Source organism: Streptomyces sp. NPDC002784, assembly GCF_053592135.1.
Genome location: NZ_JBSFVD010000009.1, coordinates 229706 through 243686 on the forward strand (window position 1 = coordinate 229706; position 13981 = coordinate 243686).

A 13981-nucleotide genomic window follows, 5' to 3' on the forward strand; every position below is an offset into this window, starting at 1 on the left:
AGGACGGCCGTACGGGGCCCGCTTCGGACCGCGAGCCTCACGGGCCGCCGCCCGCAGACACGCGAGCCCGGTTCACGGGTCCCTCCCGGTGGGGTCAGCCGGCGTCCCGCGGCGGTGGCGCGCTGCTGCCGCGGGGCAGCAGCACCGGGGTCGCGGCCGGGCCGGACGAGGGGTTGCGCCGGTGGACGACGTCGAACAGCCGGCGGGTGACGTCGGCCCCGAACCCGAAGACGTCGTGGCTCATGGCCGACAGGTTGGGATGGGTCAGCTGGCACAGCTGGGAGTCGTCCCAGGCGATCAGGCTGACGTCCTTCGGCACGCTCAGGCCCATCTCGGCGGCCACGGACAGACCCGCCACGGCCATGATGTCGTTGTCGTAGATGATCGCCGTGGGCCGCTCCCGGGAGGCGAGCAGCGACCGGGTGGCCCGGGCGCCCTGCTCCCCGGAGTAGTCGGTGGTGAGGCTGCGGGCCGGCTCCAGGCCCAGTTCCGCCACCATCGCGTCGAGCGCGGCGGTACGGATCATGGTGTGGCCGAGCGCCGGGTGGCCGCCCACCCGGGCGATGCGCCGGTGGCCGAGGGCGGCGAGGTAGCGCACCGCCTCGTGCACCGCGGTCTCGTCGTCGGTCCACACCGAGGTGAAGTCGCCCGTCAGGGACGGGTGTCCGACGGCGACGGCGGGCAGTCCGATCGTCGCCAGCTCGGTGATCCGGGGGTCGTCGTGCTGGATGTCGACCAGGATCGACCCGGCGATCCGGCGGGACTGCCACCACTGGCGGTGGACGGCGATCTCCTGGGCGGTGTCCCGCACGAGGTGCAGCAGCAGCGAGCAGCCCTGCTCCTCCAGCACGGACTCGGCGCCGGAGATGAACTCCATGTAGAAGGGCTCCAGGCCGAGTTGCCGCGCCGGGCGGGCGATGACCAGTCCGACGGTGTCGCCCGCGCCGGTCGCCGAACCGGACAGCTTGATCGCCGCCTGGTTCGGCACCCAGCCCAGCTCGGCGACGGCGGCCATGATGCGCTCACGCGTGGCCTCCGAGACCCCGGGGCGGTTGTTGAAGGCCAGGGAGACCGCGCCCCGGGACACACCGGCGCGGGCCGCCACGTCCGAGATCGTGACGCGCCTCGGCCGGCGTGCCCCCTCGGTCACGGACGGCTCCCGGCGTTGACGCAGAACAGCGCCGCCCGGGCGGCCTCCGCGGCGGGCCGCGCGCCGGTGACCCGCCATGTCGTGCTCTCGCCGGGCAGGAGCGTCACCCGGCCGTGGTCGGTGCGGGCGTCCGCGTCCAGCCGGTCGGCCTGGAGCAGCAGGTCCCGTACGAGCGTGCCGGCCGTGACCGTGATCCGTGCGCCGTCGTCGCCGTCCGCGCTCACCTCCACCTCGTAGGAGGCGGCGGGGTAGGCGAACTCACGGTCCGCGCAGGCGAAGTGCGCCGCGCGCAGCCCGTCCGCGTCGGCGACCAGGAACTCCCGGCGCACGTCGCCGAAGCGCGTGACCGACTCCGGCAGCCGCTCCAGGGCCACCTCCCGTCCGGCCGCCTTCAGCGCGACCTCGGCGTGCGCCAGCACCGTCCCGTCCGCACCGATCCGGCGGACCGTCACGGTGGTGTCCCAGACCGCCGCGCCCTGGTTGCAGCCCGCGAGCACCAGCTCGCCGTCGCGGTCCTGGATCGTCAGCAGCCGGTCGGCGTACAGGCGGCGCAGCTCGAACCAGAGGGGCTTGAGGCGGCCGTCGCCGTCGATCGCCGCCCAGGACGTGACCGGCCAGCAGTCGTTGAGCTGCCACAGCACCGTGCCGGCGCAGCGCGGCCAGTGGGAGCGCCAGTGCTCGACGCCCGCGGCCACGGCCCGCGCCTGGTTGAGCTGGGTCAGGTAGTGCCAGCCGGCGAAGTCGGCGGGCTCGGTGAAGTGCGGGGCGAGGCCCCGGTTCAGCTTGCCGTTGCCGTCCTGAGCCTTCTGGTGGTGCAGCATGCCGGGCGAGTCCGCCGCCAACGGCCGCTCCGACAGGGCGCGTTCCAGCGTGGCGAGCGCGGGCGGCGCCTGCCAGCCGAACTCGGCGACGAAGCGCGGCACGGTGGTGAGGTAGTCGCTGTAGTCGCGGCGGTTCCACACCTCCCAGGAGTGCGCGGTGCCGTGGTCGGGGTCGTTGGGTGTGTGGTCCCACGATCCCGACCAGGGGCTGCCCGCCCAGTACGGCCGGGTCGGGTCCGTCTGCGCCACGACGCGCGGCAGCAGGCCGAGGTAGTAGCCCTCGCCCCAGGAGTCGCCGGCCAGGGCCTGCTCCCAGTCCCAGTCGGCGAAGCCCCAGAGGTTCTCGTTGTTGCCGTTCCACAGGACCAGCGACGGGTGGGGCATCAGCCGGGTCACGTTCTCCCGGGCCTCGGCCTCGATCTCCGAGCGCAGCGGCTGCTCCTCGGGGTAGGCGGCGCAGGCGAACAGGAAGTCCTGCCAGACCATCAGGCCCAGTTCGTCGCACACGTCGTAGAAGGCCCGGTCCTCGTAGATGCCGCCGCCCCACACGCGCACCAGATCCACGCCCGCCTGAGCGGCCTGGGTGAGGCGGGTGCGGTAGCGGTCGGCGGTGACGCGGGCGGGGAAGGCGTCGTCGGGGATCCAGTTCACGCCCCGGGCGAAGACGGGGGTGCCGTTGACGACCAGGGTGAAGGCGCTGCCGTGGGCGTCCGCCGAGGTGTCCAGCTCGATCGTGCGGAAGCCGACGCGGCGCTCCCAGCTGTCCAGGGCCGGGCCGCCGTCGGCATCGCTGAGGACGACGGTGCACCCGTACAGCGGCTGCTCGCCGTACCCGCGCGGCCACCACAGCCGCGCGTCCGGCACCCGCACCGTCACCGTCGCGGTGTGCTCCCCCGGTGCCACGGCGATCTCCGCGGACGCGTCCCCGACCGCCGCCGCCAGCCGCAGGGCGCGGTCGTGTCCGGTCGCCGTGCGGTCCAGGTCGACGACGATCTCGGCGACACCGGTGCCGTCCTCGGCGACGGTGACCCGCGGACGGACCGCGGCCAGCCGGGCCGTGGACCACTGCTCGATGCGCGCCTCGCGCCACACCCCGGCCGTCACCAGCGTGGGACCCCAGTCCCAGCCGAACGAACAGGCCATCTTGCGTACGTAGTTGAAGGGCTCGGGGTAGGAGTTGGGCCGCTCCCCCAGCGCGGCCCGCACCGCCTCGGCCTCGGTGTAGGCGGAGGTGAAGGCGACGTCGAGCGGGGTGGGCCCGTCCGCCAGCAGGTCGGTGACGTCGTACCGGTAGGACCGGTGCATGTTGCGGGTACGGCCCAGCAGCCGGCCGCCCACGCGTACCGCGGCGACCGTGTCCAGACCGTCGAAGACCAGGTCGGCACGCTCGAAGGACCCGTCCCGCGCGGGCAGTTGGGTCGCATACGTCCAGTCGGCGCGGCCCACCCAGGCGACCTCCTCCTCATTGCGGTCGAGGTAGGGGTCGGCCAGCCATCCCGCCGCCATCAGGTCGGTGTGGACGCAGCCGGGAACCCGCGCCGGCACGGCGGTCCCGGCCAGCCCCGGGGGCGCCTGCTCGGGGGTGTGACGGTCGGTGTTCAGGCGCAGCGTCCAACCCTGGGACAGCGGGGTGCGGACCTTCATGCGGGACTCCTCGTGAGACGTGGTGCGGGCGCGGTGCGGGCGGGTCATTTGGTGGAACCGGCCGCGAAGCCGCTGTAGATGAAGCGCTGGAGCGCCAGGAAGACGATCAGGGTCGGCACGATCACCAGGATCGCGCCGGCGGAGATGGTCTCCCAGTGGGCGCCGAAGGGGCCCTTGAACCGGAACAGGGCGGTGGAGATGGTGCCCAGCTCGGGATCGGGCATGTAGAGGAAGGGCACGTAGAAGTCGTTGTAGACGGCGATGCCCTTGACGATGACGACGGTGGCCACGGCCGGCCGCAGCATCGGAAAGATGATCTTCCGGTAGATCGTCCAGTGGCTCGCCCCGTCGATGCGCGCGGCCTCGTCGACGGACATCGGGATGGAGCGGATGAACTGCAGGAAGATGTAGATCGAGACGATGTCGGTGCCGGTGTAGAGCAGGATCGGGGCCCAGCGGGTGTTGAAGGCGCCCAGTTCGTCGATGACTTGGAAGGTGGCGACCTGGGTGGTGACACTCGGGACCAGGGTGGCCAGCAGGAACAGGCCCATCACGAGCTTCTTCAGCCGGAACTGGAAACGGTCGATGGCGTAGGCGGTCATCGAGCCGATCAGTACGGTCCCGACGGTGGAGACCACGAGGATCAGCGCGGTGTTGCCGAACGCCCGCAGCATCGCGCCCTGTTCGAAGGCGGTCGCGTAGTTGGCGAAGTTGAACCAGTTGCCGGGGGGTGACAGCGGCCCGTCGTTCGCCACCTCCGACTGGGTCTTCAGCGACGTCAGCAGGACGACGCCGAGCGGGACGACGACCACGGCCGAGGCCAGCACCAGCGAGAGGTACTTCAGGAGGACGGCGGTCCGGGACAGCGCGCCGCCGCGGGTGTCGGTGGTCACGAGAGCTCCACCCTCTCCTCGGGGATCAGCCGGCGCTGGACCCAGGTGATCAGCAGGATCAGGACCAGCAGGACGACGGCCGAGGCGGATGCCAGGCCGACCTTGTCGAACTGGAAGGCGAGCTTGACCGTCTGGATCACGAACGTCTCCGTGCCGTTGGCGCCGCCGGTCATGATGTACGGGATCTCGAAGACGGCCAGGGAGCCGGAGACGGCGAGGACGAAGCTCAGGCTGATGATGGGCTTGATGCTCGGCGCGATGATGTGCCGGAACTGCTGCCAGCGGTTGGCGCCGTCCAGCTGCGCCGCCTCGTACAGGTGCGGCGGGATCGACTGGATGGCGCCCAGGAAGAGCACCATGTTCAGCCCCATGAAGCGCCACACCGACACCCCCGCCAGCGAGGGGTTGGCCAGGTCCGCGTCGCCCAGCCACAGACGCTCGCCCTCGACGCCAACTATGCGCAGCAGCGTGTCGAGCGTCCCGTCGGGCTGGAAGAAGTACAGGAACACGAAGCCGACGGCCACCCCGTTGATCAGGTAGGGGAAGAACAGCAGGCCCTTGAAGAGGTTGCGGAACCGGGTGTCGAAGCTGAGGACCGTCGCGAAGTACAGGGCGAGAGCGACCTGCACGACGGAGGCCACCAGGTAGAAACCGCTGACGAGGAACACCTCGAACCGGGCGGGCCGCGTGACCAGGTCGGTGTAGTTCTCCCCGCCCACGTAGGAGCGGGTGGGGCTGACACCGTCCCAGTCGGTGAAGCTGTAGCCGATCATGTCGGCCACCGGGAGATAGGTGAACATCACCAGCAGCGTCAGCGGGGCGGCCAGGAAGAGCCAGGGGGTCAGGGCCGTGGCACGGCGGCGTCTGCCGGTGCCCGGCCGGCCGGCGCCGGGCTCGGGAGGCGGTGCGCTTCCCCGGCCGGCGGCAGGTGCCCCGGCACGGGTCTTCTGGGCAGCGGTCATCTCATGGTTCCTCGTGGTGGGTTCCCGGTCGGGCCTGCTGAGCGGCGGCGGCACGGCGATCGAGGGGGCGCGTGCCGTCCCGGTGCGGCCGGGACGGCGCTGCGCGGTGCTGTCCGCCGTAGCGTGGTGCGGTCAGCCGCCGAGGGTCTGCCGCGCCTCGGACCACTTGCCGTTCAGCTCGTCGAAGTAGCTGTCCATGTCGCCGTCGGCGGCGCCGCGGGCGACGTCCACCAGCTTCTGCCGGTAGTCCTGAGCGGTGATGCCGATCTCGGACGCCTTGTCGATCTCGTTGACCTCGGCCCGCTTCTTCTGGTGCTGCCGGATCAGGGTGACATCGTTGTCGGCGAAGTCCTTGAGGGTGTCCGGCAGCGGGGTGCCCTTGACGGAGGAGATGGATCCCTCGGCGGCGGCCTGGCCGGACTTGGTGATGTACCAGTCGATCCACGCCCGGGCGGCGGCCTTCCGGTCGGAGTGGACGTTGACCGCGTACTGGTAGTCAGGGCGCAGCACGGAGCAGAACTTCCCGTCCTGCTGCGCGGGGAACGGCATGAACCCGATGTCCTCGGGGTTCTCGCCGGCCGCCTCGGCCGCGGCCGTCAGCTGGGAGATCGCCCAGGAGCCGAGCCACATCGACGCGACCTCGCCGGTCCCGATCCGGGACTTGGAGTCCTCCCAGTTGGTCGTGGTGGGGTCGGTCTCGGAGAGCTTCTTGTCGACGATCGTGTAGAGGAGCTTGTCGATGGTGTGCAGGTCCGAGCCCTCGCTCCAGGGCTTCTCCGTGGTCGCCAGCGCGTCGTAGGCGCCGGGGTCGCAGGCGGGGGAACCGACGGCGTTCGTCCAGTTGGTGAGCGGCCAGCCGTCCTTGTAGTTCGTGTAGTACGGCGTGACACCGGTCTTCGCCTTGATCGTCTGGAGGTCCGCGATGAACTCCTCGGGCGTGGCGGGCCATTCGGTGATGCCGGCCTTCTTCCAGACCGCCTTGTTGTAGACGAACCCGTTGGCCACACCGATGTTGGCGAGGCCGTAGACCTGGCCGTCCACGGTGGCGTGGTCGGTGTAGTCGAACTTCGCCGACAGCTCCTCGGCCTTGCCCAGGGGGGCGAAGAAGGTGGGGTACTGCTCCACGGACAGGGAGTTCGGGATCAGCAGGACGTCACCGTACTTGTCGGTGTTCATCCGGATCTTGGTCTCGCCCTCGTAGTCGGTCAGCCCCTCGAACTTGACCTCCACACCGGGGTACACCTTGCGGAACTCCGCGGCGTACTTCTTCAGGGTGCCGTCGGCTATCTGGTCCGTCCGGTTGGTGAGGACCGTGATCTCGCCCGACACCTTCGCCGGATCGCTCGGCGGAGCGGCGATCTCGCCACGCTGGTCGTCCTCCTGACCGCTACAGGCTGTGGCCGCCACCATGGTCGCAGCCACAAGAGCCACCCAACTTCTCCGCATCCCCGCCACCTCTCATCGCGAACTGTCGACGCCAGACCCAGGAGAACGCCCGCACCGGCTGCCGGGACCCCGGTCTGATGAGCGCTCAACGTAGACGTAACGTCGCGGCAATGTCCATAGACCGGTCTAGATCGATTTCCCCAATCATGACGGCGCTGATCTGCGACTTTACTAAACCTTGACTAAATCCGGCCGGGCTGGGACGCACGCTCCGCCGGAGCCGCGCGCACCCCTGGACATCGTTGTCAAAGGCGTGCTCTGATAGGGCGCCGCCTCCCCCTCCCGCACCCACCACTCCCCCCGGAGACCGATCACGATGAGTAGTCAGCAAAGCGCCACCCCCGCCCGGGGCGATGACCTGACAGCCGCCCTCGACATAGGGGGGACCAAGATCGCGGGTGCGCTCGTCACAGGGGACGGCACCCTTGTCCACCGCGTGCGCCGCTCCACCCCGGCCCAGGGCTCGGCGGACGCCCTCCTCGACGCGGTGCACCACGTGCTGGACGCCCTGGCCGCCGACCCGCGGTGGGAGGCCGTACGCGCCCTCGGCATCGGCAGCGCCGGCCCGGTCGACCTGGCGCACGGATCCGTCAGCCCCGTGAACATCCCCGCCTGGCGCGGCTTCCCGCTCGTCGCGGCGGTCGGCGCGCACCCGGCGCTGGCACGCCGGCCCGTCGTACTGGCGGGCGACGCGGTGGCCATGGCCGCGGCCGAGCACCGCCACGGCGCGGCGCGCGGCCACGCGGACGCGCTGTGCCTGGTGGTGTCCACGGGCGTGGGCGCCGGTCTGGTCCTCGACGGCCGGGTCCGCCACGGCCGCACCGGCAACGCCGGTCACCTCGGGCACATCAGCGTCGACTTCGACGGCGATCCCTGCCCGTGCGGTGCGCGCGGCTGCCTGGAAGGCATCGCCAGCGGTACGGCCCTCACCCGCCACGCGCTCTCGCTCGGCTGGCGCCCGCCCGCGACGCCGGACGCCTCGGCGGTCGCGACCGCGGCCCGGGCCGGCGACCCGGCCGCCGTAGCCGCCTTCGACCGGGCGGCCCGCGCCCTGGCAGCGGGCATAGCGGCCACGGCCGCCCTGGTCGAGATCGACATCGCGGTGGTCGGCGGCGGCGTCGCCCAGGCGGGCGAGGTCCTCTTCTCCCCCCTCACCCACCACCTGCGCCGCTACGCGGCCATGCCGTTCCTGCACCATCTACGCGCCGTCCCGGCCGAGTTGGGCCCCGACTCCGGCCTGGTGGGCGCAGCGACCCTGGCGGAGGCGGCAGTTCAGGAACCCTGCCGCCGAGACGGCCTGCCGAGCGGGCCCCTCAGCCGGTGGAGTCCAGGACTTCACAGACATGCCTGAGGTAGCTGTGGGTGCGCTCCGAGCCGAGGATTCCGTCGCCCAGCCGGTTCATCGTGTACGAGAACGTGACGCGCCGGTCGAGGTCCATCAGGACGATGGAGCCGCCCCGGCCGACCCAGAAGCAGACCCTTCCGGTGGGCATGTGCGGCATCGTCCTCGCGTCGGCGAGCGCGAAGCCGATGCCCCAGCGCACGGGGACACCGAGGAAGAGGTCGGTTCCGTCCGCCTGTACGTCGAGGACCTTCTCCACCGTCTCCTCGGAGAGCAGCCGCAGGCCGTTCACCCGGCCGCGTCGTGAGATCACGGAGAGGGCGCGAGCCATGCCTCGTGCGTTGCCGTGTCCGTTGACGGCGCCGAGTTCGGCCCGGCGCCACTGCGGGGTGTCGACGTGCTCGTCCCGGGCGGGACTTCCGAGCAGGGTCTTGGTGAAGATCCCGTCGGGGTCGAGGCCGGCGGGTATTCCGGGGAGCTGCGACGGGGCCACCAGCTCGGCGACGCGCGGCCAGTCGGCCTGCCGCGCACCGATCTGGACGTCGGCCTGCGACGGCTTGGCGATCTCCGTGTCGACGAACTCGGTCAGGGTACGGCCGCTGACCCGCCGGACGAGCTCTCCCACGAGTTGTCCCTGGGTCTGCACGTGATACCCGGAGGCGGTGCCCGGCTCCCACCAGGGCGCCTGCGCGGCCAGCCGGGCGCTCGCGGTCGGCCAGTCGTACAGATCGTCGATGGTGAAGGGCTGCTGCCAGCCGGAGAGCCCCGAGGTGTGTGCCAGGACGTGCCGCACCTCGATGTCCTGCTTGCCCTGAGCGGCGAATTCGGGCCAGTAGTGCGCGACCGGGCGGTGGAGGTCCAGTGCCCCCCGGTCGACGAGGAGGAGGGCCGCCAGGCTGCTCAGGGTCTTGGTGGTCGACCACAGGCTGACCAATGTGTCCTGCTGCCACGGAACGGTCCGCGCCTCATCGGCGTGCCCACCCCACAGATCGACTTCCATCACTCCGTCGACGTCTACGGCGATCGACGCCCCCAACTCCTCGCCGGACTCCAGGTGTGCTGCCAGCGCCGCTCGGACCGCTTCGAACCGGGCGGTGTTCGTTCCTTCGACATTGACCATGTCTTCTCTCCACTCCTGACGACGGCCGTTCGATCGGTGAACGGAGCGAACGTCGCTCTGGTTCACGCGTCGTCGCAGGTGAGGGGGTCTGACTGGCGGGTGTCGCGGAGCTGCTGCGAGGGCCGCCGACGAGGTCATCACGCCGATCGGCGTCCTGCTAATGTCCTGTCCGGTATGCGGGAAGCGGACGACGGGGTCCTCGCCGCTCCGATCACCAGCGCCGCCCCCCATCTCGGCGGACAGCTCACCACGACGAGGGTCACGCGGGTGCCCCGGTGTGCGACGCCCGGTCTTCCTTCTTCACGGCGGGAGCGGGCCGCCCACCTGCTCATGGTCAGGTGCGTGCTTGCGATGGTGGCGCCGTCGAGCGGGATGGTGGATGAGTACGGGGGCAGATGTGGTGGGACATGATCTCGACTTCGGGCTGCTGGGTCCGCTGGTGGTACGGCGGGCGGGCTCGGTCCTCGATCCGGGCCGGCGCAGGCAGCGGCTGCTGCTGATCCGCCTGCTGCTCGCCGACGGCCGGGCGGTCGCTCCGCAGACGCTGTGCGAGGAGCTGTGGCCGCAGCAGCCGGGACGGACACCGGACGCAGCGATGGGCTCCCTGCACGCCCACATCAGCAAGGTACGCGCGGTCCTGGAACCCCGGCACCTGCGCCGAAAGGGCACCTGCGAGGTACTGGTCACCGAACCCCTGGGCTACGCCTTGCGGGTACCGCCCGAGAGCCGGGACACCGTGCGCTTCGAGCGGGCCCTTGCCCAGGCACGCCGGTTCATGGACCAGGGCCGGCCCGAACGCGTCGTGGAGGAGACCCGACAAGCCCTGGAGATGTGGCGGGGCACCGCGTTCGCCGACGCCGCGCACCACCTGTTCGCCGTCAACGAGGCAGCCCGCCTGGAAGAACTGCGCCAGACCACCCGCGAGGTCCGCACCACGGCCCTGCTCCTGCGCGGACGGATCAGCGACGCCCTGGACGCGGCCCAGGACATGGTCGCCGAGCATCCCCTGCGGGAAACCGGCTGGGCCCTGCTGCTGCGCGCCCTGTACCTCGCCGGCCGGCACCCCGAAGCGCTGCAGCGCTACACCGACCTGCGCCGGCACCTCGCCGACGAACTCGGCCTCGAACCCGGCCCTTCGCTCCGCGCGCTGCACCACGGCATCCTCCACCACGACCTGCCACCCCTCCACTCGGCCGCCGGGCCGGGTGAAGGGGTGGCATCCGTGTCCGGCGGGGGTACCGGACACGGGCGCGACCTGCTCGGGCCGACCACGTCCGAGGCACCGGAGGAGGACGACGCGACCGCGACCGCCGGCCCGGCCGACGCCGCCGACCGCCCCGCCTCGAGTGGCGACCCGGCCGTACCGTCCGAGGGAACCATCTCGCCGCCCCGGGCACGTCCGGCACAACTGCCGCGCAGTCTGGCGGTGTTCGCGGGGCGAGAGGCCCAGGGTGCGTGGCTGTCGGCCGTGAGCGGTGCACCGGGCGGCCCCGGAACCGTCGTCATCAGCGGTGCCCCCGGTGTCGGCAAGACCACCTTCGCCGTCCACCACGCCCACCGCATCGCACCCTCCTTCCCCGACGGACAGCTTTTCGTCAACCTGTGCGGGTTCCACCCCCACGCACCCGCCGTGGAACCCGGTGACGCCCTGCACGGCTTCCTCACCGCCCTCGGCGTTCCCGCCCAGCGCATCCCCGAGGACACCCCCGGCCGCAGCACACTCTTCCGCAGCCTCCTGGCCGACCGGCAGATCCTCCTCGTCCTGGACAACGCCCGCGACGAACAGCAAGTGCGCCCCCTGCTCCCCGGGGGAGCGGGCTGCCTCACCCTGGTCACCAGCCGCAACCAGCTTCCCGGTCTGATCGCCACCGACGGCGCCAAACCCCTCACCCTCCCACTGCCCTCACAGGCGGAGGCCCACCGAGCCCTCGAACGACGCCTGGGCACCGAACGACTGGCCGCCGAGCCCACCGCCACGGCCGACATCATCCGCCTGTGCGGACGGCTCCCCCTGGCCATGGCGGTGGTCGCCGCCCGCGCCGAACTCGATCCCTCGTTCCCCCTGCACGCCATCGCCGACGACCTGCGGCACACCCACGGCAGCCTCGACGCGTTCACCGGCTTCGACTCCACCACCGACGTACGCGCCGTCTTCTCCTGGTCCTACCGGTCCCTGGACGAGCCCACAGCCCGGCTCCTCCGCCTCCTGGCCCTGCACCCCGGCCCCGACATCACCGCGCCCGCCGCCGCCGGTCTCGCCGGCCTGCCCCTCCCCCGAACCCGCCGCGCACTCGCCGGCCTGGTCGGCTCCTGCCTCCTGGAACAACCGCTGCCCGGCCGCTACAGCCTGCACGACCTGCTGCGCGGCTACGCCACCGAACTCAGCCACACCCACGACACCGCCCAGGAACGCCACCACGCCACCCTCCGGGTCCTGGACCACTACCTGTTCACCGCCTACGAGGCCAGCCAGCTCCTGAAACACGACGCAACGCCCGAGCTGGACCTCGGCGCACCCAGCCCGGGCGTCACCCCGGAGAGCCTCACCACCGTCAAGCAGGCGACCCGATGGCTCACCGCCGAACACCGGGTGCTGACCGGCCTGCTCCACACCGCCGTCAGCCAGCGGCTGGACCACCACACCACCGGGCTGGCCTGGTCGCTCAAGGACCATCTCCACCGTCAGGAATTCTGGCCCGAAGCCATCACCGCGCTGACCCCCGCCCTCGAAGTGGCCCGGCGCCGGAACAACCGCCTCGAAGAAGGCCGTTGCCTACGTCACCTCGGTGCCGTCCACGGCTATCTCGGCCACCAGGAACAGGCCCTGGACCACCTGCGACTCGCCACCACGCTCTTCGAAGAGCTCGGCGCGACCGGTGACCTGGCCCGCGCCCACTACGTCACGGCGTGCGCGCTGTTCCTGTTCGGCCGGATCCAGGAGGCCGTGACGTCCTCCGAGCGGGGACTGGAGCTGTCCCGGGAGACGGGCGAGGAGCTGTGGCTGGCCGAGTGCCTCAGCGAACTCGCCTGGTTCCGCTGCAACCTGGGGCAGCTGGAGGAAAGCCTCCGGTACAGCGAGGAGAGCATCGCCTTGCTCCAGCGCCTGGACGCGCCGTGGCAACTCGCCCAGGCCTGGGACATTCTGGGGCACAACCTCCGTCTGCTCGGCCGTTACGAGGAATCGGTGGCCACCTACCAGCGGGCCACGCGGAGGTTCGAGGAACTGGGTGACCACAGGAACGCCGTCGGCACACTGATGCGGCTGGGCGACACCCGGCTGGCCCAGGGCGACCGGCAAGCCGCACGAGCGGACTGGGTCCGAGCCCTCGCAAGCGCCGACGAGCGAGCCATGTCCCACAGCGCCCAGCAGGTCCGGGACCGGCTCGCCGCCCTGGACATGGACACGGACCCCACGCCCGGCGCGCCGGAGAGAGCGGCCGGCAGCCACAGCCACAAGCTCCCGGTCCCGAGGAGTGGCGGTCCTGCGGCCTAGGACGCCCGACGGGGCACAGCCGGACAGGGGCCCGTTCTCCGCCCCCTACTTGGCCAGGAAGGCGAGGAGGGCATCGGTGACCTCCTGGGCGTGGGTCCACAGCAGGCCGTGCGGGGCGCCCTCGACGACGACGTAGTCGGCCTGCGGGAGCGCCTTGTGGAAGAGCTCGCCGGTGGCCTCGATGGGCAGGATGCGGTCGGCGGTGCCGTGCAGGATCAGCGCCGGCACGTCGACCTTCCGGATGTCGGCACGGAAGTCGGTGGTCCACGTGGAGACGCAGGCCAGCGAGGCGTACCAGGAGGCGCCGGCGGCCACGTTCCAGCTGTTGCGGACGGCCTCCTCGCTGATCCGGCTGCCGAGGTTCTCGTCCAGGTTGTAGAAGTCCTGGTAGAACGCGCTGAAGTAGGCGTACCGGTCGGCGGTGACGGCCTGCTTGATGCCCTCGAAGACGCTCCCGTCGACGCCGCCGGGGTTGTCGTCGGTCTTGAGCAGGAACGGCTCCAGCGAGGCGAGGAAGGCGGCCTTGGCGACCCGGGCGGAGCCGTAGGTGCCGAGGTAGCGGCCGACTTCGCCGGTGCCCATGGAGAAGCCGACGAGGACGGCGTCCTCGAGGTCGAGGGTCTCCATGACGGTGTTCAGGTCGGCGGCGAAGGTGTCGTAGTCGTAGCCGGTGGTGGGCTGGCTGGAGCGGCCGAATCCGCGCCGGTCGTAGGTGATGACCCGGTAACCGGCCTCCAGCAGGGCCGCGGCCTGCTTCTCCCAGGAATGGCCGTCGAGCGGGTAGCCGTGGATCAGCACGACCGGCTGCCCGGTGCCGTGGTCCTCGTAGTAGAGGTCGATGGTGGTGGAGTTCTCCTGGCCGACGGTGATGAACGGCATGATGGTTGCTGCCTCTCGATATGGGGTGTCGTGCGAGATGGTGGCTCGGGCCCGGTCGGCGGTGAGCACAGGCATCGGCCTCGGGTGGCCCGCGTCGCACCTCTCACCCTGCGAACGGTCACGGGGCGAGCGCGGTTGTCAACGGCCATTTCGTTCTCCCCGTAGGCGGCCAGGAGTTCGCCCCGCTGGCGGCCATCCAGTTCTCCCCGGTGGCGGCCAGATAATTCCCCG

9 protein-coding genes are annotated in these 13981 nt (G+C 71.3%); 2 read left to right on the top strand and 7 right to left on the bottom strand.

Translation table 11 applies throughout. The annotated features are described in order from the left end of the window. Nucleotides 1-94 precede the first annotated feature (94 nt). The 5 genes from ACWD1Z_RS19060 to ACWD1Z_RS19080 all read right to left on the bottom strand — a co-directional run bounded on the left by ACWD1Z_RS19060 (nucleotide 95) and on the right by ACWD1Z_RS19080 (nucleotide 6916). Complete coding sequence (locus tag ACWD1Z_RS19060; protein WP_451120008.1) at nucleotides 95-1150, bottom strand: LacI family DNA-binding transcriptional regulator; 1056 nt, start codon at nucleotides 1148-1150, stop codon at nucleotides 95-97. After that, complete coding sequence (locus ACWD1Z_RS19065) at nucleotides 1147-3615, bottom strand: glycoside hydrolase family 2 protein (RefSeq protein ID WP_451120009.1); 2469 nt, start codon at nucleotides 3613-3615, stop codon at nucleotides 1147-1149. Before ACWD1Z_RS19065 ends, ACWD1Z_RS19060 begins: the two co-directional genes overlap by 4 nt. Nucleotides 3616-3659: 44 nt before the next feature. Beyond that, nucleotides 3660-4508 carry a carbohydrate ABC transporter permease gene (locus tag ACWD1Z_RS19070; RefSeq protein WP_451120011.1) on the bottom strand — a complete coding sequence of 283 codons (849 nt, stop codon included), beginning with the start codon at nucleotides 4506-4508 and terminating at the stop codon, nucleotides 3660-3662. Further along, nucleotides 4505-5470: a carbohydrate ABC transporter permease gene (locus ACWD1Z_RS19075; protein ID WP_451120013.1), complete on the bottom strand. Its 966-nt coding sequence runs from the start codon at nucleotides 5468-5470 to the stop codon at nucleotides 4505-4507. Before ACWD1Z_RS19075 ends, ACWD1Z_RS19070 begins: the two co-directional genes overlap by 4 nt. A 132-nt stretch (nucleotides 5471-5602) precedes the next feature. Next, entirely contained in the window at nucleotides 5603-6916 is a 1314-nt protein-coding gene (locus ACWD1Z_RS19080) for an ABC transporter substrate-binding protein (protein ID WP_451120015.1), read from the bottom strand. Nucleotides 6917-7232: 316 nt separating this feature from the next. Here ACWD1Z_RS19080 and ACWD1Z_RS19085 point away from each other — a divergent pair, with 316 nt between their 5' ends. Further along, nucleotides 7233-8267, top strand: a complete 1035-nt coding sequence (locus ACWD1Z_RS19085) for an ROK family protein (RefSeq protein ID WP_451120017.1) — start codon at nucleotides 7233-7235, stop codon at nucleotides 8265-8267. Here the strand turns inward: ACWD1Z_RS19085 and ACWD1Z_RS19090 are convergent. Continuing rightward, the gene (locus ACWD1Z_RS19090; protein ID WP_451120018.1) at nucleotides 8230-9378 is read right to left on the bottom strand and encodes a serine hydrolase domain-containing protein; all 1149 of its coding nucleotides are present in this window, start codon (nucleotides 9376-9378) and stop codon (nucleotides 8230-8232) included. The genes ACWD1Z_RS19085 and ACWD1Z_RS19090 overlap by 38 nt on opposite strands. A 379-nt stretch (nucleotides 9379-9757) precedes the next feature. Between ACWD1Z_RS19090 and ACWD1Z_RS19095 the strand changes: the two genes are divergently transcribed. Continuing rightward, nucleotides 9758-12871, top strand: a complete 3114-nt coding sequence (locus ACWD1Z_RS19095) for an AfsR/SARP family transcriptional regulator (protein ID WP_451120020.1) — start codon at nucleotides 9758-9760, stop codon at nucleotides 12869-12871. A 45-nt stretch (nucleotides 12872-12916) separates the two neighbouring features. Here the strand turns inward: ACWD1Z_RS19095 and ACWD1Z_RS19100 are convergent, their stop codons facing one another. Continuing rightward, nucleotides 12917-13750 (bottom strand): alpha/beta fold hydrolase, encoded by an 834-nt coding sequence (locus ACWD1Z_RS19100; RefSeq protein ID WP_451120039.1) that lies wholly within the window; start codon nucleotides 13748-13750, stop codon nucleotides 12917-12919. Nucleotides 13751-13981: the final 231 nt, after the last annotated feature.

What these genes read in the sequence shown, in the direction of transcription:
- ACWD1Z_RS19100 (WP_451120039.1), bottom strand. Translation starts at nt 13,750, where the DNA reads ATGCCGTTCATCACCGTCGGCCAGGAGAACTCCACCACCATCGACCTC.
- ACWD1Z_RS19075 (WP_451120013.1), bottom strand. Translation starts at nt 5,470, where the DNA reads ATGACCGCTGCCCAGAAGACCCGTGCCGGGGCACCTGCCGCCGGCCGG.
- ACWD1Z_RS19080 (WP_451120015.1), bottom strand. Translation starts at nt 6,916, where the DNA reads ATGCGGAGAAGTTGGGTGGCTCTTGTGGCTGCGACCATGGTGGCGGCC.
- ACWD1Z_RS19085 (WP_451120017.1), top strand. Translation starts at nt 7,233, where the DNA reads ATGAGTAGTCAGCAAAGCGCCACCCCCGCCCGGGGCGATGACCTGACA.
- ACWD1Z_RS19095 (WP_451120020.1), top strand. Translation starts at nt 9,758, where the DNA reads ATGAGTACGGGGGCAGATGTGGTGGGACATGATCTCGACTTCGGGCTG.
- ACWD1Z_RS19090 (WP_451120018.1), bottom strand. Translation starts at nt 9,378, where the DNA reads ATGGTCAATGTCGAAGGAACGAACACCGCCCGGTTCGAAGCGGTCCGA.
- ACWD1Z_RS19065 (WP_451120009.1), bottom strand. Translation starts at nt 3,615, where the DNA reads ATGAAGGTCCGCACCCCGCTGTCCCAGGGTTGGACGCTGCGCCTGAAC.